Here is a 19,119-nt window from a genome sequence, read left to right on the forward strand (position 1 = left end):
ACATTTTTTTATTTTTTATCTATGACTTATTAGTATGGGAGACAAAATTATAATCTTCATTAGCCACGATATGAGGGTGATAAAGTATATTTCAGATGAGGTGTTGATTTTGGATAAGGAAAGTAAGAAGATAGTAAAAGAAGAAAAATTTAATTAAAAACTTAAAATTTATGTAATTTAAGACTTTACTTTTTATCATTTATCTTATATAATTATCAAGATAAATTTAAGGAGGTATGTTATGACAAATTTAGTTAAGTTTTTTAAAGAAAAAATATATAACTTTTCTAATCCCGTTTTAACGACTTCTTTTTTGAACTTTAAAAATGAACTTTTTGTCTTTAAAAATATTTTTTTCAATTATTAATGAAATAACTTTTGTTATTTCATTTTTTTTATGTTTTTAAAGAGCAAGGTCAAAGGAGGAATTATGAATAATAAAGGTATTATCGGTGTAAGGGACAAGGTGCCTACGGCTATGTTGTTGCCTCTTAGTTTGCAACACACTTTCGCAATGTTTGGAGCGTCAGTTTTAGTTCCAATTCTTTTTAATGTAAATCCCGGTATTGTTCTTTTGATGAACGGTATAGGAACACTATTATTTATTTTTATTACAAAAGGAAAGGCGCCGGCTTATCTTGGCTCAAGTTTTGCTTTTCTTGGAGTTGGAACTGTAATTATAAATACAATGGGTTATAGATATGCTCTTGGGGCATTTGCTACGACAGGACTTTTAGGTTGTGTCTTAGCTTATTTGATTTATAAATTTAGAACGGATTGGATAAATATTGTTCTTCCACCGGCTGCAATGGGCGCTGTTGTTTCACTTATAGGACTTGAACTTGCAGGAGCAACAATTAACGGCGGGAAAATAGGGGCTAATATATTAACTCAAAATTCAACAAGTGCTGATGTTTGTGTATTTTTGATTACTATTATAACTGCGATTTTAGGCTCTGTTGTATTTAGAAAATTTTTAGGAACCATTCCAATTCTTATTGCAATTATCGTTGGATATATTTCGGCTTTAGCTTATGGAATGATTGATTTTAGTTCTGTTACAACTACAACATTATTTACAGTTCCACAATTTCAATTTCCAATTTTTGATTTGAAAGCATCTTTGATAATGTTACCTGCACTACTTGTAATAACTTCAGAACATATTAGCCACCAAGTTGTAACAAGTAATATAATAGGACAAAATCTTTTAGAGGACCCGGGGTTACACAGAAGTATCTTTGCAGATAACTTCTCAACTATGTTATCAGCTCTTGTAGGTGGAGTTCCAACAACAACTTACGGAGAAAATATCGGAGTTATGGCAGTTACAAAAGTTTACTCTGTTTATGTAATCGCAGGGGCAGCTGTAATATCAATCTGTATGGCATTTATCGGGCCACTTAGTATGTTAATACAAAGTATCCCGGGAAATGTAATCGGAGGAGTAACATTCTTACTTTACGGAATGATAGGAACTTCAGGGATAAGACTTTTAGTAGATTCAAGGGTTGACTATTCAAACAGTCAAAATTTAATTTTGACTTCAGTTGTATTCATAACGGGACTTAGTGGAATAGGCATCAACTTCTTTGGAATACAATTAAAAGGAATGGTACTTGCAAGTATGGTTGCAGTAATTTTAAGTTTAACATTCCACTTCTTAAACAAATTTGGACTTACAAATAACAAATAACCTCATGTTTGATTTCAAAAAAAATCTCGGCTTTTCATTTGTGATTGGCGAGATTTTTTTAATGTAAAGTTTACTTGACATTTTTGTAATCAGATAGTATAATAAATAAAAAAGGAAAGTTTCCTTTACATAAGGAGGTTTTGTTTGGAAAATAAATTGGAATTTCTTAGAAAAGAAAGAGGGATAAATCAAGAAGATTTTGGTAGAGCTGTAGGAGTTAGTAGGCAGACCATAGGAGCAATAGAAAACGGACGTTACAATCCGTCAATTATATTAGCATTTAAAATTGCCAATTTTTTTGAAATGAGCATAGAGGAGATTTTTATTTATAAGGAGGAAGATGATGAAAAATAAATTTTGTTACTTAGGAATTTTGTTTGGACTTGTTATGCTTGTAATTTCTTTTGTCTTGAGAGAAAACAAACCATTACAAACTGTTTTAATAATGTGCTTTTCCTCTATTACAAGTATATCTATTGCTAATTTATATCATAATAAACTTTTAAAAACAGATAAATTTTATAAAATTAATATAGAAGATGAAAGAAATGTAAGAATAAAAGAAAAAGTGGGAAATGAAGTTCTTAAAATATATATGTATTTGCTTGGAATTATTACAGTTATATTTATAGCTTATGATTACTATATTCCCGCTATTTTTACAGGAGGACTTCTTGTATTTGCTCCAATATTTTTGATTATAGCGAGTAATTATTTTGAAAAAAGACTTTAGAAGTTTTTATATTAAAAAGAAAAAAATCCAACTTTTACTTGGATTTTTTCTTTTTAATAAATTTTAAGGAAGTTATTTTACTTTATCCTTGAGATAAAATTTCCCTTCTGTATGGAAAAACTCTTCTTTTGCTTTTTTTATTTTGCCACTCATAAGTATTATTCCAATCATATTAGGTATAACTACAAGACCTAGTGTTAAATCTAAAAATACTCCTGCTTTTTCGAAAGATAGAACACCTGCCAATATTATCATAGCTGTTGCAACAAATCTCATAATTTTACCGACTTTTGTTCCAAATAAGTATTCTGCAAGTTTTTCAACATAGAATACAATTACGATAATTGTTGAAAGTACAAATAAGAATAATGATATAGAAACTATGGCACTACCTAGACTTCCAAAAATTGAATTAAATGCTCTTTCTACGGCTATTGATTTGTATTCCGGATTTTTCCAGATGTCAGTTGTTAAAACTATAAGAGCAGACATAGTACAAACTATGATTGTATCAACAAATACTTCGAAAATTCCCCACATTCCTTGTCTTGCAGGGTGGTCTGTAACAGCTGTTGAATGTGCATAAGGGGCAGAACCCATACCTGATTCGTTTGAATAAACTCCACGAGCAACTCCGTTTGTTATGGCTTTTTTTATTGCCCAACCTGCAGTACCACCGGCTATTGCTGTTGGATTGAAAGCACCAACAAATATCATTTTAAAAGCCTCAGGAACTTTTGTTATATTTATTGCAAGAACGATAATTCCAAAAATTAGGTATATTAGAGCCATAAATGGAACTAACATTTCAGTTACTTGACCAATCCTTTTGATTCCACCATATACAACCAAAACTACTAAAGCAAATACAAGTCCAATCGCTATATATTTGTGAATGCCCAATTGTTCTAATGGGCCACTGGCAGAAAGTGTCTGTAATGTAATTGAAGGTAAAATTTCAATCATAAAGAAAAACGCTACAAGTGAGCCTAAAATTTTACCCGCTTTTCCACCAATACCATGTTGTAAGTAGTAACAAGCTCCACCAACATATTCGCCTTCTTCATTCTTTTGTCTGTAAAGAATACCAAGAACAATTTCTCCAAATTTTGTTGCTTGACCAACTATTGCTGTAAGCCACATCCAGAAAATTGAACCCGGACCTGCGATAAAAATAATGGAAGGGACAACTACAATGTTCGCAGCACCGATTGATGATGCAAGAGCAGCAGTTGCTGCTTGGAATGGAGAAACAGTTCCTTCTCCATCTTTCTTTTTACTAAACATTTTTCCAAATGTCTGACTCATAATATATGGGAAATAACGAAGTTGGAAAAATCCAAGTCTTAAGCTCAAGAAAATTCCTCCACCTACTAACAAAATCATAAGAGGTGGTCCCCAAAGCCAACTGGCAAATTTTGATAATACTGAAATAAATGATTCCATAAAATTCTCCTCAAATAAAATTTTTTGAAACACTATAACGTACTAATGTTTCCTTTAAATATATTATACAACTTTAGCTCTTAAAAATAGGGACATAATGAGAAAATAGTTTTGTAAATATTGATGAATTAAAAGTATAAATAAAGTGTAAAAATTGAATTTTTAATGCGAATTATTTTCATATAATTGGATTTATTATGATAATTAGTTGAACTGATTTTACACGAAAAAACAAGTATATTTTCCATAAAAAAATCTCTTGAAGTAAATCAAGAGATTTAAAAAATTATTTTATAACTGAATAGGAGTATAGTGGATATTCTATTTTGTCATTTTCTTTAAAGTAAGCGCCGGCACAATAAACCCAGTTAGGATTTTTTAGTAAGGCTCTTCCTTGGTAAATCATATCACAAGCATCGCTTTGAAGTAAGTATTCGCAAAGTCCATAATCTTCCAAAAGTCCAACAGCGGAAACTACAAGACCGCACCTTTTGATTTCTCTACTTAATTCTGCTTGATAACCCGGATAAACCAATGGACTGCTTGGAACAAGACCGCCACTTGAAATGCTGTTGAATACAACTCCGTCTTTTTTTGCAAATTGTAAAATTTTTATAATATCATCTATGCTATTTCCGTTTTCGTCATATTCATTTGCAGAAATTCTAAGATGAATATCAATGTCCATTTCTTTGATTTCTTCTAAAATTTCTCCCAAAAATCTATATCTATTTTCTACACTTCCACCATATTCATCTGTTCTTTGATTTGAAAGTGGAGATAAAAATTGACTGATTAAATATCCATGCGCTCCGTGGATTTCTACAAAATCAAAACCTGATTCTTTAGCAAGTTTTACGCTGTTTACAAAATCTTTTTGTAAGGATTTTATTTCTTCTTTAGTCAATTCTCTTGGTGCTTTTTCGTTGGAGAAAGAAATAGGACTTGGTGCAATTATTTCTTCATAAGATGAATCAGCTTTTCTTCCTGCGTGGTTTAATTGGATACCTATTTTACAGTCGTAGCCATGAACTCTATCCACAAGTTCTTTAAAAGCTTTCATTTGAGTTTCGTTGTATAAACCTAAATCTACTTTTCTGATACCACCTTTATTATTTACCATTGTTGCCTCAACGATTATTCCTGAAACACCACCCAACGCTCTTGCAACATAGTGGTCAAAATGTTCTTTAGTTAAGACTCCCTCAACTGTTTTTGAATGGAACATACACATTGGAGCCATAACAACTCTATTTTTAAATATATTTCTACCTATTTTCATAGGACTTAAAAGTTTACTCATAAATACCTCCTAAATTTTTATGTTTAATCTATACCCTAAAATTTTTTATTTTAAAATAATTTACTTATTTTTTTCAAAGAATGCATAACTTTGATATAAAAAGAATAAAAAATAATTTTTTGTTTATTAATTATCGATATATTTTTAAGTTTGATTAAAGGTTTGTCAGTTAAAATTAAGATGTAAAAACAAGAGTGATTAATAAACATTTTTTGATACTGTATTTTTTTCAATATAATTCAATATAATTCAATATAATTCAAAAAATCTTCATTAATACTCGTGATTTAAATTTATTTTAAGGAAAGTAAAAATAGATAGTAAAAAAGTCCAAAATTATTTAATCAAAAATATTCTTTAAAATAGACATATTGGAATATAATTCGTTTCCTAAATCCGTTTGGGGGAGGTCTTGTATTCCAATGTTTTTTTGCAAATTAAAAAGCTGTTGTAAAATCACAACAGCTTTTTTAATATTTATTATTTTATTTTACATATTTTAATACTAAATCTTTAGCGGCTAATGTTTCATCAGGACGTTTAATATCTGTATTATGAGGTGCCGCATGAACTATTTCAGGATTTGTTTCAGCTTCTTTTGCTATTTCAATTAAAGCCTTTGCAAAACCGTCAAGAGTTTCTTTTGATTCACTTTCAGTAGGTTCAATCATCAACGCTTCATCAACAATCAATGGGAAATATACAGTTGGTGGGTGATATCCCATATCTATCAATCTCTTAGCAACATCAAGAGTTACAAGTCCGTTAGGATTTTTAAGTCCTCCAAGTACAAATTCGTGTTTGAATTTAACATTTTCAGGTAAATTGTAGTAATCTTTTAGTTGATTTGCTAAGTAGTTAGAATTTAATACTGCATAATCACTTGATTTTTTAAGTCCGTCAGCGCCCAAAGCTAAGATATAAGCATAAGCTCTAACAAGAACACCAAAGTGTCCGTAAAAATCTTTCATCTTTCCTAATGTCTTTGGAACATCATAAGAGAAGTTGTATTTTTCTCCATTTTTAACAACAATAGGAACTGGCAAGAAGTCTTTTAAGAAATCTTTACAGCCAACATATCCTGCACCTGGACCTCCACCACCGTGAGGAGTAGAGAATGTCTTATGAAGATTGTAATGGATTGCATCAAATCCCATATCTCCAGGACGAACATGACCTAAAATTGCATTTGCATTTGCTCCGTCATAATAAACTAAACCACCAGCTTCGTGAACGATTTTTGTGATTTCTTGAATTTCTTTTTCGAATAAACCTAATGTGTTAGGGTTAGTAAGCATAAGACCTGCAGTGTCATCGCCAACAGCAGCTTTTAAGGCTTCAATATCAACTAATCCACTTTCACAAGATTTAATTTCTATAATTTTATATCCTGCCATTGTTGCAGTTGCAGGGTTTGTTCCATGTGCTGAGTCAGGAACTATAATTTTATCTCTTTGGAAATCTTTGTTATCTTCGTGATATGCTTTAAATAGCATAATACCAGTGATTTCTCCATGAGCTCCAGCTGCGGGTTGCAATGTGCAAGCATCCATACCTGAAGTTTCGTTTAATGCTTCTCCAAGTTCGTAAATTAATTGTAGAGCACCTTGAGCGCCACATTCACAAATATTTGGATGAAGATTAGCAAAACCAGGAAGAGCACACATAGCTTCATTAATTTTTGGATTATATTTCATTGTACAAGAACCTAATGGATAGAATCCTGTATCAACACCAAAGTTTTTATTTGAAAGATTTACAAAGTGTCTAACAACTTCAGGTTCAGCAACTTCAGGTAAATCAATTTCGCCGTCATTTAAAAGTTCAGCTGGAATTAGCTCTTTAATACATACATCTTCAACATCTAGTTCTGGTAATTTATGACCAATTTTGCCAGGCTTTGATAGTTCAAATATTAATTTATCGTATTTCATATTATGCTTCCTCCAATACCTTACATAGTTTGTCAATTTCTTCCTTAGTACGTTTTTCAGTAACTGCAAACATAATTACATTTTCTAATTCTGGATAGTGCTTTCCAAGGTCGAAACCACCGATTATTCCGTTTTCAAATAATTTTTTATTTAATTCACAAACAGGTTTCTTAGCCTTTAATGCAAATTCTTTATAGAATGGAGCATCAAAAACTTTTTCAAATTTTCCAGTTGCTAAAAGTTTTTCATAAAGATAATGAGATTTCTTTATACATTGTCTAGAAAGTTCTTTAAGTCCAGTTTTACCTAAAAGTTCCATATAAATAGTAGCAGTTAAAACATTAATACCTTGGTTAGAACAGATATTTGAAGTAGCTTTATCTCTCTTTATATGTTGTTCTCTGGCTGATAGTGTAAGAACCCAACATCTATTTCCGTCTCTATCAACAGTTTGTCCAACTATTCTTCCAGGAATCTTTCTTAAGAAATCTTTATTTACAGCCATAAATCCTAAGTATGGTCCACCGAATGAAACAGGAATACCTAATGATTGAGCTTCACCAACAACTACATCAACATTACATTCAGATGGTTTCTTTAAAGCTCCTAAAGAAGAAGGGTCAACAGAAACTACTGAATAACATTTTTTAATTCCGTGAGCAAGTTCAGAAATCTTAGTTACATCTTCGATATTACCGAAGAAGTTAGGATTTTGAACTAAAACAGCACCCACTTCATCATTTAATTTTTCTTTTAAATCTTCGATGCAAGTTACACCGTTACAAGTTTTAACAACTTCCATTTCTAAATGTTGAGCATGAAGATAAGTTTTTAAAACTTCTCTTGACCATGGAGCAATAGCCTCAGAAACCAAAACTTTTTTCTTTTTAGCGTGATGAGCAGTCATAATAGCTGCCTCTGCTAAACCAGTTCCTTGGTCATATAATGATGCGTTCGCATAATCCATACCAGTTAAGTTTGAAATCATAGTTTGGAATTCAAAAATATATTGTAGAGTTCCTTGGCTGATTTCCGGTTGGTAAGGAGTGTATGAAGTTAAAAATTCACTTCTACCAATTATTGTTGGAATAACAGCAGGAATATAGTGGTCATAAGCACCTGCACCTAAAAATGTTGTATAATCACTTGAAGATGCGTTCTTTTTTGCTAATTTTGTTAGATAGTTAGAAACTTCTAATTCGCTTTTTGCTTTTGGAATATTTAATTCTCTTTTTAATTTTAATTCTTCAGGAATATCTGAAAATAAATCTTCAACAGAATTAACACCAAGGCTATCTAACATCTCTTTAACATCTTGTTCTGTTAGAGAAATATAAGGATACATATAGAATTTACCTCCTATTTTTAAATTGTTTTTAATTATTTTTTAAGAAATTTTTTGCTAATTAATACAGCAGGAACTCTCTTGTTTCTAAGTTCAACTTCAACTTCGTTTCCTACTTCTGCATATTCAGTTTTAACTATTACATTTGCGATAGTTTTTCCAAGTGTTGGAGAAAGGTAACCAGTTGTAACAAATCCGATTTCTTCGTCACCTTTGAATACTTTTGCTCCATGTCTTGCAATACCTTTACCTTTTAATTCAAGACCGATTAATTTTCTTGGAACACCGGCTTCTTTCATTTTAGATAATGCTTCTTTACCTATGAAGTCAGCTTCTTGTTTTAATTTAACGAAATATCCAAGACTTGCTTCAAGAGGAGTGATAACATCGTCCATTTCATTTCCATAAAGAGGAAGAGCGGCTTCGAATCTTAAAGTGTCTCTACAACCTAAACCACAAGGTTTAACTCCGTCTTCTTTACCGATTTCAAGGATAGCGTCCCATAATTTATTCATACATTCTCCACAACCGTAGATTTCAAATCCGTCTTCACCTGTATAACCAGTACGAGAAACTAAGAATTTATCTCCACAATCGCCAAGAGTTACATTTTCTTTAAAAGTGAAGAATTTAATGTCATTTGCTAAATCAACATTTTTTGCTAATTTTTGCAATACTTTTTCAGCTTTTGGACCTTGTAATGCAATTTGTGCAGTTTCAGCTGAAATGTTTTTGATTTCTACATCATAATTTCCTTTTTGAGCTAAAAACCAAGCAAAGTCTTTATCTGTATTTGCAGCATTTACTACGATATACATATCATCTTGACCTTTTCTGTAAACAAGTAAGTCATCAACAACTCCACCTTTTTCGTTACATAGCAAAGAGTAAATAACTTGTCCATCACCGATAGTTGTTAAATCGTTAGTAATTAAATGATTTACATAGTCGAAAGCGTCTTTTCCTTTAACAGTAACTTCGCCCATATGTGAAACATCAAATAAACCTGCATTATTTCTAACAGCGTAATGTTCAGGTGCTAATCCTTCATACTTAACAGGTAATAACCAACCTGCATAGTCAACAATTTCTCCTCCGTATGAAACGTGTTTTTCGTATAATGGTGTTTTTTGTGCCATATCAAATTCCTCCTTAAATTTTAATAGAAACCAATTATCTAACTTATAAAAGATAATATTTTTCTTTAATGTAATTATATTATAAAAAAATAAAAATTACAATAGTCTTTTTACAAAATTATAAAAAGTATTTTATTAAACTAAAATTTATTTTAATGAAATTAACAAAAAACAAATTTTTTAAAATAAAAACGTTTTAATTTTAACTTATAGATTTATAATATATAAAAAATATACCCCAAAAATTTATTAATTAATTAAAATTTAAAATACTTTTTTTAAAAATTTTTAAAGTACTTTAATTATATGGATATAATTGACAATAAGTAATATAACTACTAATAAAAAAATAAAAAATATTAATTTTTAAAAAATATTTTACAAAAAAAATAAAAAATATTGATTTTTTTATAAAGATTTTTTAATTTTACAAAAAATATGTTATAAACATTGAAATTACTTAAAAATAATGACTAATTGTCAATCTATATAAATTTTGTATAGAAAATACTTTTTTCTTAATAAAAATTTTTTTGCATTTTTCAAAATTATAAAAACGTTGGTCAAAAAAATACAAAAAAATTAAATTTTTATAAAATATAACTGTTAAATATATTTAGAATATGATAAAATAATTGTAAATACTTAATTTAAAGGAATTTTTTTGTAAAAAATTATATGAATAAACAAAATCAAAATGATAAAAATATTTTCACAGCTGTTTTTGGGGTATAAAGCCATTAGAAACAAAAATAAAGTTAAAGGAGAAAATTATGAAAAAAATTGGACTTTTGGTAAATCCTATTGCCGGAATGGGTGGTAGAGTTGGTCTTAAAGGAACTGACGGAAGAGATGTTTTGGAAAAAGCAATCTCTCTTGGTGCAGTTCAAGAGGCGCCGGAAAAAGCAAAAAAAGCATTGAACAAAGTTGTTGAACTTAAAGATAAATTTAAAATATATACAGCAAGTGGGCTTATGGGCGAGAGTGAATGTGAGGAGCTTGGACTAAATTATGAAGTTGTTTATAACGCATCTGAAAAATCCTCCGTTACAGATTCTAAAGAACTTTTAAAATATTTTTTAGAAAATGATATTGAATTAATCTTCTTTGTTGGAGGAGATGGAACGGCAAGAGATATTTACTCTGTTATTGAAGATAAGATTGCCGTAATTGGAGTTCCTGCCGGAGTTAAGATACATTCTCCTGTTTATGGAAATACACCCGAACAAGCCGGAAGTTTGCTTTTTGAAGTTATAAACGGAGCCCCTCTTCCTGTTATAGAAAAAGATGTTGTTGATATTGACGAAGATGCTTTTAGAGATGATAGAGTAGAGGTTAGGCTTTACGGATATTTAAAAGTTCCGTTCGACCAAAGATATTTACAAAATAAAAAATCACAAACGCCACAATCTGATAATGATGCACAAGTTTCAATCGCCTGTGATATAATTGATGATATGAAGGACGATGTTTTTTATATAATCGGATCAGGAACGACACCTATGTATATTATGAAGGAATTGAATTTGCCATATACAGTTCTTGGTGTTGACATAATAAAAAATAAAAAACTTGTTAAGAAAGACTGTAACGAAAAAGATATACTTGACACAATCGGAGATGAAAGAGCAATCTTAGTTGTAACTCCAATGGGTGGACAAGGCTATGTTTTTGGACGTGGTAATCAACAACTAAGTGCAAATGTATTAAGAAAGATAGATAAAAAAGATATTATCATCATTGCAACAAACGGAAAATTACAAAGTATAACCTCAGGACATTTAGTAGCCTACACAATGGACGAAGAAATCGACAAAAAACTAAAAGGCTATTACAGAGTAAAGATTGGATACGAAAGAGAAAAAATGATTTTGGTTGATAATGAGTAAAAAGAGATGAATTTAAGGATTAGAAAAAGCCAAGTCTGTCGGAAAAAGTGTGATTATTGAATGTGATAAAAGACAAATTGCTACCAAAAAAATTGCAATAAAATGTGGTTTTGAATATGGCGGGCAGGAAGTGTTTAAATGTAACAACTAATATTTATTTTTGGTTAGTTATATGAAAATCAAATAAAAACAAGCAAAGGGAAGTATAGAAAAATTAAAGCCTATACTTTCTTTTTTTAATTCAAACAAAGAAGATAAAACGTGATAAACAAGAAATAAGCAAAGAATATAAAAATTTAAGGGTAAAAGTCTTGGACAAAAGAACCTAATGCAATATTGAGATTTGTTTATGGAAGAGCTAAAGATAGCATAGGTTTAAAATAAGACAATAGCTTCTTAGGACTGATTTTTTGTAATTTTTGTTTATATTTAGTCAGTCCTATAAGCAATACTTTTATATTAATCCCTCTTTTTTCATAAGAGATAACTCTCTCGAAAGGGCGGGTCTATTACAAGCTAAAAATTTCGCCAAATCCTCTCTGGATAATTTATTAGAAAATAGGGAGTCTTTACCATATCTGTCTATATATTTATTAATTTTTTCCCTAATCTTAGGTTTAGAATATATATCTAACTTGTAAGTTAAGTATGAAATTTGTTCATTATACAATTTTATAATATTTTCCATAAAAATCGGTCTGCTTGAACAGGACTTTTTATTTTTTTCAAAGATTTTGCTAATATCAAGGACTAAAACTTTGGAATCTTTTTTTGCAACCATAAATCTATCAGTTAGGGAGGAAAAATTTATAGAAAAAGAATCGGAAATATTATAAATCCTATCTATAATCTCTCTATCATTATCTATTGTTAATAAATCAATTCTTCCGTTTAAAACAATACCGGCCTTAAAACCTTCTGAAAAATCATATAGATACTCATCTTTAGTAAAATTTAAGATCTTATTGTCGATACAAGAAAGTATGTGCTCTATAGTAGATTCCTCTAAGCCATAAAATAATTCGCTTTTTAAAATAATTTCGTCCATAATAGCCCTTCCCGTTGCTTTAGCAACTGTAATAATAAGTATTTATGTTATAATTATATACGTAATGAATATTATTGTCAATAAGGAGGAAATGATATGGAACAAAACAAAATTATATTTGGACATGATTTTTTAAAAATGCTTGGTAGAACAAGACTTAGACCGGGTGGCGGTATTATGACCGATTGGTTACTTGATCAGGTTCAAATCGATAAAGATATGCGCATTTTGGAAGTTGCTTGCAATAGAGGGGATAATCTCATAAGACTTTATACTAAATATAAATGCAAAATAATAGGCATAGACATCGACCAAATTGCCATAGACCAAGCCTTAGAGAATATAAAGCTTTTAGGTTTAGACAAAGAAATTGAAGTTATGAATATGAATGCCTTGAATTTGGAGTTTGAGGATGAAACATTTGATTTAATAATTAATGAGGCAATGCTTACCATGCTTCCAAATGAAGAAAAAGCAAAAGCTCTTAAAAATTATCACAGGGTTTTAAAAAAAGGAGGATACTTATTAACTCATGATGTAGCAGTGGAAAATCAAAGTGAAGATATAAGAAGACAACTTTCAAAATTTACAAACATGGATGTGTATCCTCTAACAGTAGAAAATTGGAATAAACTGTTTATAGAAAATTCTTTTAGACCTTTTTCACAAAGAACCGGCAAGATGATTCTCTTAGATAGAGATACAATCATAAAAGATGAGGGACCGATTGGGGCTGCGAATTTTTATAAAAAAGCTTATTCAGAAGAAAATAGGGATAGATTTACAAAAATGTTAGAGAGATCTAAAGGTACAAAAAATTCTTATATAGTTTCAGCAAGTAAAAAGGAGGATTAGATGAAAGCTATTAAAAAAATATCATTAATTTTATGTTTGACATTGCTTGCCTCAACAGGTATGACTGCTTGTAGCAATAAGAAAACTGAACAAAAATCAGAAAACAAGAACGCGACTCAAACTGAGAAAAAGAAAAAAACTAGAACAATCACAGACCATGCAGGTAATAAGGTAGAAGTTCCGGAAAAAATCGAAAGAATAGTAATAGATCAGATTCCTATTTTATCAACTTACATGGCTTATCATCATGGAAAGGCTCCAAATATAGTGGGATATGCCGGTTCACTTAAGCAAGTAATTTCAAATACAGTATTAAAGGATATAGCTCCGGAACTTCTTGATAGTCAAAATACTGTTAAAGCTCAATCTGACATAAATATTGAGGAAATAATGAAACTTAAACCGGATGTTATTTTCTACAACGCATCAAATAAAGGACATTATGAAGCCTTATCTAAAACGGGCATACCATGTGTAGGCTTTGCTACTGTTGGTACAAATGGTCCGGCTGATCCAATAGATAGATACACACAATGGTTAAAACTTCTTGAAGATGTTTTTGGTGAAAGTGGAAAAACAAATGACTTTATAAAAGCAGGTCAAGAAATTGTAAAAGATGTTGAAGAAAGAATTGCAAAAATAGATGATAGCAAAAAACCAACCGGCATGATTTTATGGAAATATACTCAAGGTGTACCAATGGTTGCCGGTAAGGGAGTGTTTGGAGATTTTTGGCTAAAGAGAATAGGTGTTAAAAATCTGGCTGACGAAGCAAAAGGTTTTGCTAAAGTTACTGTAGAACAAATTTATAAATGGAATCCGGATATACTGTATCTTGACGGTCCAGGTCTTCTTGACATTACAACAAAAGATGTATTTGCAAATTCAGTAGAAGGTATTGATTTTTCAAATATGAAAGCAGTCAAGGATAAAAAAGTTTATAACACTAAGCTTGGTATGTGGAATTGGTTTACACCAAATCCGGATGGTCCGCTTGTACTAGCTTGGCTTGCAAAATCAACTTATCCAGATGAATTTAAGGACTATGACCTTAAGTCTATGATTAAAGAATATTATCAAAAATGGTATAATTATGAATTAAATGATGAACAAATTGAGGATATGTTTAGTATATGATTAAAAGAATCTTTATTAAGGATAAAAAAATAAAAGCAAGCGCACATATAATTCTCATAAGTTTACCCATATTAATTAGCATTTTTGCACTTGCTATTGGGAGAATGCCTTTAAGCATTGGACAAATTGTAAATTTTTTCAACGCTTATCTAGGTGGGAGAGAATTTGATCCCATGCTCGAATCAGTAATAATAAATGTAAGATTACCAAGAATTATTACAGGTTTAGTAGTAGGAGCGGGTCTTTCCGCAGCCGGTCTTTCTTTTCAAGGGGTTTTTTCAAACCCCTTGGCAACTCCGGACATTTTAGGCGTAAGTTCAGCCTCAAGTCTTGGAGCCGTAATCGGCATACTCCTATCATTTTCAAACCTATCCATTCAAGCCTTAGCTTTAGTTTTTGGATTAATTGGAGTTGTATTAACCCTATATATAGGAAAGACTAGGACTAAGTCATCGACAATAATGCTTATTTTAGCAGGTCTTGTCGTTTCGTCATTGTCAAATGCCTTAGCATCCTTATTAAAATATACGGCAGACCCGACAGACAAGTTGCCAGCCATCAGTTATTGGCTTATGGGCTCTTTTGCAAGATCATCTTATAAAAACTTGATACTTTCAGCACCCCTAATAATTTTTGGGATAATTTTAATAAGACTTTTGATATTTAAGCTAAATATTATGAGTTTATCAGAAGATGAAGCAAAAAGTTTAGGAGTTAATGTTAAAAAAACCAGACTTATTTTCATATTTGCATCAACACTAATTACAGCCTCATCTATATCAATGTGTGGTCAAGTCGGATGGGTTGGTTTAATAATTCCTCATATGGCAAGGATGATGGTGGGAGCAAACAACACTCATACCCTACCTATTAGTTTATCTTTAGGAGCAAGTCTTATGGTACTAATAGAAGCTTTATCAAGAACCGTTTCTGTAATAGAATTACCTATATCAGTTCTTACAGCAATAATTGGAGCTCCAATTTTTATAAGTTTAATTAGAAAAACTGGGGGTGGTTTCAATTAAGTTAGAATTAAAAGATGCAGGATTTTATTTTTACGAAAATCAAATATTATTTAAAGATTTGTCATTCGTCCTTGAACAAGGTGAAGTTTTATCTATTCTGGGGCCTAATGGAGTTGGCAAAACAAGTCTTATAAGATGTATATGTGATTTTGAAAAATGGAAATTAGGCAAGAGTTTTATAGATGAAAAGGATGTTTCAAGTTATAGTAGAAGGGAATTATGGTCTAAGATATCATATGTTCCACAAAAAAGGTCATTTTCTTTTGAATATTCAGGAATAGATATGGTAGTGTTAGGGCTTTCCAGCAAGATTGGACCATTTGCAAAACCGGGTGCAAGAGAATATGAAAAGGCAGAAAATCTTATGAAAAGCTTAGCTATAGAAAATCTTAAAGATAAGTCATGTTCAGTGATGAGTGGAGGAGAACTCCAGATGGTTCTCATAGCCAGAGCCTTAATTTCAGATCCGAGATTAATCATATTAGATGAGCCGGAAAGTGGGCTTGATTTTAAAAATCAGCTAAAAATAATTTCATTAATCAAAAAACTATCCAAAATAGACAATATCAGTGTTATTATAAATACTCATTACCCGACCCACGCTCTTGAAGTAGCAGATAAATGTTTGATGTTAATGCACAATGGCAGACATAAAATAGGCAAAATATCCGATATTATCTGTAAGGGAAATATGAAAGAAGCATTTAGCGTAGAGGTTATACTTGAAAAAATAAAAAAAGATAAGAAAGAATATAATACTGTAATACCAATTAGCATAGTAGGTGATTAAAATGAAAAATATCAGTAAGGGAAAAATATTGACACTAGAAGAGGTCATACCCATAAAAGACAATCAAACTATAAGCAAGAAACTTGTAGATTTATATAATCTTCACATCTTACTTATGAGTCTTGATCAAAACACCGGTATTTCCCCTGAATTTTATGCTGAAGAAAGATTATATTTTGTTTTAAAAGGCGAGCTTAAATTTAATAATGAAAGACTTTTAAATAACGAACTAATACTTTTTGAAAAAAATAAACTTTTTGACATAGAGACAAGGGAAAAAAGTATATTTTTAGAAATCGCAATTAACTTAGAGGAGGAAGAAATGAAAAACATTGACAAAGGAAAAAAAATTAAACTAGTTGACTATTTAGATTATGTGGATGGAGGAATCGCAAACATTGACCTTGTATCAAAAGACGGATTTAAGGTTGTTCTACTAGCTTTTGATGCAGGTGAGGGTCTAAAACCACACAAGGCTCCCGGGGATGCTCTTGTCGTAGCACTTGAGGGCAAGGCAAAGCTTCTTGTTGGAGATAAAGAAGTTGAGATTGAATCAGGAGAACAAATAGTATTTCCGGAAAATGTAATCCACAACGTAACTGCAATTACAAAATTTAAGATGATGTTAATCTTATCTATAGATAAATAAAAAAGATTGAATGATTTTTCAATCATAAATCTGAAACCTAAAATTGGACCGATACCGGAGTTAGCATTAAAGCTCACTCTGGTACTTTTTTTTATAAAGCCTCCCATTTTTCCAAATCAAATTTTGGAAGTATTTGAAAATACAATTTGCAAGTACCACTTTTAATTTTAATAAAGAGAACAATATTTATTGCTATGGTGCAGACAACGGAATAGACATGTGCTAATTTAGGGCTATACAAACAAAATATCTTAAGATTAATGGCAAGGTGTGTAATAATTACTGTTGCAAAAAAGATGTAGAGATAGAAAAAGATAAAAAGTCCACCCCATCTTTTACGGAGAATACAAAAATGTTTCCTTAACTGATGAAGAATATGGAAAATTAAAGGATAAAATGCAAGGTCATAGGGAAGAAATGATAGAGAAGCTGTCAACCTATATGCAAAGCACAGAAAGAAACTACAAAGACCATTATGCGACCTTAGTTCATTGGTATGAACAGGACAAAGGGAAATTAAAGGAAAACAGTAAATCAAAAGTATATACCTTTGAAGATTATGACAAGGGTGAACACTTGTAGACCTCGTATAAGACGGTGGAAAGGTGTTTTAGAGATTTAATGATAAAATAGGGCTTAAAATTGCAGTATGGAAAAAATATCGTATTTATGATAAAATGACAATGACATGGTAATAAACTTAGTTATAAGGAGAGGATATATAAATGCGAATTCAATTTACTGTAACCGATGAAGAACTTGAAATTTTAACTAAAAAAGCAATAGAGGGAGGTTTCCCAAGCGTTACTGAATATTGTAAGTGTAGCAGTTTACAAGAAAATACAAGCTATGCCGACCTATATACTACCTTATTAAACAAAATTAGATCTTTACCGAAAGGCAAAGAATTTGTTTTGAGAGAGTTAATCGCAACACCTCCAGCATTGATTGGTAGATGGTTTTATGAAAATGTAAATAAGAGACTTGTAAAAAATGTGGAACACATCGGAAAAGCTGAAGGCGGAGTGGAAAAATACAAAAAAATATAAGACTTATTCAAAAAGCTACTCAGTGCGTGGCGAATTGGAAAAGAATTTAGATAATGTTGGAGGTGCATTCATGGCAGAAGAAAATAAAGAAATTGTAGTGATAGATGAAACTACAATGAAAAGCAAGATTTACTATATACGAGGTCAAAAGGTTATGCTTGACTTTGAACTTGCTGAAATATATGGGTATGAAACAAAAACATTTAATCAGCAAGTTAAGAATAACATAGAAAAATTTGATGAAGATTTTAGATTTCAACTTACCAAAAATGAATGGGAATTTTTGAGGTCAAAATTTTTGACCTCAAAATCAGATGAAGGTTCAGGCGGTAGAAGATATATGCCTTATGCCTTTACAGAACAAGGTATTTATATGCTGATGACTGTATTAAGAGGAGAACTTGCTGTCAAGCAAAGCAAGGCTTTAATACGAATGTTTAAGCAGATGAAAGATTTTATAGTTGAAAACCAAGATTTTATCGGTTCAAAAGAATTAGTTCAAATAGCAGTACAGACAAATCAAAATACAAAGGATATAGCTGAAATAAAGTCGCAAATGGCTACAAAAGAAGATTTGAAAAAGGTGATGGATAATTTTATAGATCCAGACACTTACAAGCATTTCCTTTTAATGAACGGAGATAAGATTGAAGCAGATGTTGCCTATACCAAAATATATAAGTCTGCAAAGAAAAGTATTTATGTGATAGATAACTATATCGGTCTAAAAACATTAGAACTTCTTAGAGCCACAAAAGACAATGTTGAAATTATAGTTTTTAGCGACAATGTGAAGAACAAGGATATGCTTACAAAAAATATCCTTAACGATTTTAGAAAAGATTACCCTAATATCAATCTTAAGCTGAAAGTCGCAGGTAAAAAGTATCACGATAGATATATTGCCATTGACTATGGAACAGAAAATGAAGCCTTTTATCTTTGCGGAGCTTCATCAAAAGATGCAGGAAATAAAATATCAAGTATTACAAAGATAGAGGAATCTTCCAAGGATATGTATCATACAATGTTTGGCGGAATGCTGAACAATAAGAATTTGAAACTTTAATATGTAAATGGT

General features: G+C 30.8%; 19 protein-coding genes and 1 pseudogene. 14 read left to right on the forward strand and 6 right to left on the reverse strand.

Features of this window, described 5'->3' with window-relative positions; all coding sequences use genetic code 11:
* Positions 1 to 34 precede the first annotated feature (34 nt).
* From ACKTSI_RS00310 to ACKTSI_RS00330, 5 genes are all read left to right on the forward strand, one after another.
* Positions 35 to 157 (forward strand): hypothetical protein, encoded by a 123-nt coding sequence (locus ACKTSI_RS00310; RefSeq protein ID WP_255353740.1) that lies wholly within the window; start codon positions 35 to 37, stop codon positions 155 to 157.
* Between the two features lie 84 nt (positions 158 to 241).
* Entirely contained in the window at positions 242 to 367 is a 126-nt protein-coding gene (locus ACKTSI_RS00315; protein ID WP_255353741.1) for a hypothetical protein, read from the forward strand.
* A gap of 63 nt (positions 368 to 430) precedes the next feature.
* Positions 431 to 1,696 carry a uracil permease gene (uraA, locus tag ACKTSI_RS00320; RefSeq protein WP_311526138.1) on the forward strand — a complete coding sequence of 422 codons (1,266 nt, stop codon included), beginning with the start codon at positions 431 to 433 and terminating at the stop codon, positions 1,694 to 1,696.
* A gap of 144 nt (positions 1,697 to 1,840) precedes the next feature.
* Complete coding sequence (locus ACKTSI_RS00325) at positions 1,841 to 2,050, forward strand: helix-turn-helix transcriptional regulator (RefSeq protein ID WP_201275754.1); 210 nt, start codon at positions 1,841 to 1,843, stop codon at positions 2,048 to 2,050.
* The gene (locus tag ACKTSI_RS00330) at positions 2,040 to 2,429 is read left to right on the forward strand and encodes a DUF2178 domain-containing protein (RefSeq protein ID WP_407862847.1); all 390 of its coding nucleotides are present in this window, start codon (positions 2,040 to 2,042) and stop codon (positions 2,427 to 2,429) included. The genes ACKTSI_RS00325 and ACKTSI_RS00330 overlap by 11 nt, the downstream gene beginning before the upstream one ends.
* Before the next feature lie 72 nt (positions 2,430 to 2,501).
* Here ACKTSI_RS00330 and ACKTSI_RS00335 read toward each other — a convergent pair whose 3' ends face one another.
* The 5 genes from ACKTSI_RS00335 to gcvT form a co-directional block, all read right to left on the reverse strand.
* Positions 2,502 to 3,875, reverse strand: a complete 1,374-nt coding sequence (locus ACKTSI_RS00335) for an amino acid carrier protein (RefSeq protein ID WP_308577466.1) — start codon at positions 3,873 to 3,875, stop codon at positions 2,502 to 2,504.
* Positions 3,876 to 4,161: 286 nt separating this feature from the next.
* Complete coding sequence (locus ACKTSI_RS00340) at positions 4,162 to 5,178, reverse strand: NADPH dehydrogenase (protein WP_407862848.1); 1,017 nt, start codon at positions 5,176 to 5,178, stop codon at positions 4,162 to 4,164.
* Between the two features lie 485 nt (positions 5,179 to 5,663).
* A complete protein-coding gene (gene gcvPB, locus ACKTSI_RS00345) occupies positions 5,664 to 7,112 on the reverse strand; it encodes an aminomethyl-transferring glycine dehydrogenase subunit GcvPB (RefSeq protein ID WP_068474663.1) in 1,449 nt (482 codons plus the stop codon).
* Position 7,113: 1 nt separating this feature from the next.
* Positions 7,114 to 8,457: an aminomethyl-transferring glycine dehydrogenase subunit GcvPA gene (gcvPA, locus tag ACKTSI_RS00350; RefSeq protein ID WP_407862849.1), complete on the reverse strand. Its 1,344-nt coding sequence runs from the start codon at positions 8,455 to 8,457 to the stop codon at positions 7,114 to 7,116.
* A 35-nt stretch (positions 8,458 to 8,492) separates the two neighbouring features.
* Positions 8,493 to 9,596, reverse strand: a complete 1,104-nt coding sequence (gene gcvT, locus ACKTSI_RS00355; RefSeq protein WP_068474669.1) for a glycine cleavage system aminomethyltransferase GcvT — start codon at positions 9,594 to 9,596, stop codon at positions 8,493 to 8,495.
* A gap of 773 nt (positions 9,597 to 10,369) precedes the next feature.
* On the opposite strand from gcvT, the gene ACKTSI_RS00360 reads away from it, so the two are divergent.
* Positions 10,370 to 11,485: an ATP-NAD kinase family protein gene (locus tag ACKTSI_RS00360; RefSeq protein ID WP_201275748.1), complete on the forward strand. Its 1,116-nt coding sequence runs from the start codon at positions 10,370 to 10,372 to the stop codon at positions 11,483 to 11,485.
* A gap of 454 nt (positions 11,486 to 11,939) precedes the next feature.
* On the opposite strand, the gene ACKTSI_RS00365 is transcribed toward ACKTSI_RS00360, so the two are convergent.
* Positions 11,940 to 12,533: a Crp/Fnr family transcriptional regulator gene (locus tag ACKTSI_RS00365; protein WP_201275574.1), complete on the reverse strand. Its 594-nt coding sequence runs from the start codon at positions 12,531 to 12,533 to the stop codon at positions 11,940 to 11,942.
* Between the two features lie 96 nt (positions 12,534 to 12,629).
* On the opposite strand from ACKTSI_RS00365, the gene ACKTSI_RS00370 reads away from it, so the two are divergent.
* From ACKTSI_RS00370 to ACKTSI_RS00405, 8 genes and pseudogenes are all read left to right on the forward strand, one after another.
* Positions 12,630 to 13,388: a class I SAM-dependent methyltransferase gene (locus ACKTSI_RS00370; protein ID WP_407862850.1), complete on the forward strand. Its 759-nt coding sequence runs from the start codon at positions 12,630 to 12,632 to the stop codon at positions 13,386 to 13,388.
* Positions 13,389 to 14,525 (forward strand): ABC transporter substrate-binding protein, encoded by a 1,137-nt coding sequence (locus ACKTSI_RS00375; RefSeq protein WP_407862851.1) that lies wholly within the window; start codon positions 13,389 to 13,391, stop codon positions 14,523 to 14,525. It abuts the gene before it with no gap.
* Positions 14,522 to 15,550, forward strand: coding sequence for a FecCD family ABC transporter permease (locus ACKTSI_RS00380; protein ID WP_407862852.1), 1,029 nt, complete (start codon positions 14,522 to 14,524; stop codon positions 15,548 to 15,550). Before ACKTSI_RS00375 ends, ACKTSI_RS00380 begins: the two co-directional genes overlap by 4 nt.
* A complete protein-coding gene (locus tag ACKTSI_RS00385; RefSeq protein WP_407862853.1) occupies positions 15,537 to 16,340 on the forward strand; it encodes an ABC transporter ATP-binding protein in 804 nt (267 codons plus the stop codon). Before ACKTSI_RS00380 ends, ACKTSI_RS00385 begins: the two co-directional genes overlap by 14 nt.
* A 1-nt stretch (position 16,341) precedes the next feature.
* Positions 16,342 to 16,989: a cupin domain-containing protein gene (locus ACKTSI_RS00390; RefSeq protein ID WP_407862854.1), complete on the forward strand. Its 648-nt coding sequence runs from the start codon at positions 16,342 to 16,344 to the stop codon at positions 16,987 to 16,989.
* A 318-nt stretch (positions 16,990 to 17,307) separates the two neighbouring features.
* Positions 17,308 to 17,571 (forward strand): annotated as a pseudogene (locus ACKTSI_RS00395) (replisome organizer); the annotation flags it as partial.
* A gap of 143 nt (positions 17,572 to 17,714) precedes the next feature.
* On the forward strand, positions 17,715 to 18,038 hold the full coding sequence (locus ACKTSI_RS00400; protein WP_407862855.1) for a hypothetical protein: 324 nt from the start codon (positions 17,715 to 17,717) through the stop codon (positions 18,036 to 18,038).
* Positions 18,039 to 18,108: 70 nt separating this feature from the next.
* Positions 18,109 to 19,107 carry an ORF6N domain-containing protein gene (locus ACKTSI_RS00405; protein WP_407862856.1) on the forward strand — a complete coding sequence of 333 codons (999 nt, stop codon included), beginning with the start codon at positions 18,109 to 18,111 and terminating at the stop codon, positions 19,105 to 19,107.
* Positions 19,108 to 19,119 lie beyond the last annotated feature (12 nt).

Origin of the sequence: Parvimonas parva (genome assembly GCF_045866535.1) — a bacterium.
GTDB classification, from domain to species: domain Bacteria; phylum Bacillota; class Clostridia; order Tissierellales; family Peptoniphilaceae; genus Parvimonas; species Parvimonas parva.

Coding starts and splice junctions, on each gene's coding strand:
- ACKTSI_RS00310 (WP_255353740.1), top strand. CDS start 35: ATGGGAGACAAAATTATAATCTTCATTAGCCACGATATGAGGGTGATA.
- ACKTSI_RS00315 (WP_255353741.1), top strand. CDS start 242: ATGACAAATTTAGTTAAGTTTTTTAAAGAAAAAATATATAACTTTTCT.
- uraA (WP_311526138.1), top strand. CDS start 431: ATGAATAATAAAGGTATTATCGGTGTAAGGGACAAGGTGCCTACGGCT.
- ACKTSI_RS00330 (WP_407862847.1), top strand. CDS start 2,040: ATGAAAAATAAATTTTGTTACTTAGGAATTTTGTTTGGACTTGTTATG.
- ACKTSI_RS00335 (WP_308577466.1), bottom strand. CDS start 3,875: ATGGAATCATTTATTTCAGTATTATCAAAATTTGCCAGTTGGCTTTGG.
- ACKTSI_RS00340 (WP_407862848.1), bottom strand. CDS start 5,178: ATGAGTAAACTTTTAAGTCCTATGAAAATAGGTAGAAATATATTTAAA.
- gcvPB (WP_068474663.1), bottom strand. CDS start 7,112: ATGAAATACGATAAATTAATATTTGAACTATCAAAGCCTGGCAAAATT.
- gcvPA (WP_407862849.1), bottom strand. CDS start 8,457: ATGTATCCTTATATTTCTCTAACAGAACAAGATGTTAAAGAGATGTTA.
- gcvT (WP_068474669.1), bottom strand. CDS start 9,596: ATGGCACAAAAAACACCATTATACGAAAAACACGTTTCATACGGAGGA.
- ACKTSI_RS00360 (WP_201275748.1), top strand. CDS start 10,370: ATGAAAAAAATTGGACTTTTGGTAAATCCTATTGCCGGAATGGGTGGT.
- ACKTSI_RS00365 (WP_201275574.1), bottom strand. CDS start 12,533: ATGGACGAAATTATTTTAAAAAGCGAATTATTTTATGGCTTAGAGGAA.
- ACKTSI_RS00370 (WP_407862850.1), top strand. CDS start 12,630: ATGGAACAAAACAAAATTATATTTGGACATGATTTTTTAAAAATGCTT.
- ACKTSI_RS00375 (WP_407862851.1), top strand. CDS start 13,389: ATGAAAGCTATTAAAAAAATATCATTAATTTTATGTTTGACATTGCTT.
- ACKTSI_RS00380 (WP_407862852.1), top strand. CDS start 14,522: ATGATTAAAAGAATCTTTATTAAGGATAAAAAAATAAAAGCAAGCGCA.
- ACKTSI_RS00390 (WP_407862854.1), top strand. CDS start 16,342: ATGAAAAATATCAGTAAGGGAAAAATATTGACACTAGAAGAGGTCATA.
- ACKTSI_RS00400 (WP_407862855.1), top strand. CDS start 17,715: ATGCGAATTCAATTTACTGTAACCGATGAAGAACTTGAAATTTTAACT.
- ACKTSI_RS00405 (WP_407862856.1), top strand. CDS start 18,109: ATGGCAGAAGAAAATAAAGAAATTGTAGTGATAGATGAAACTACAATG.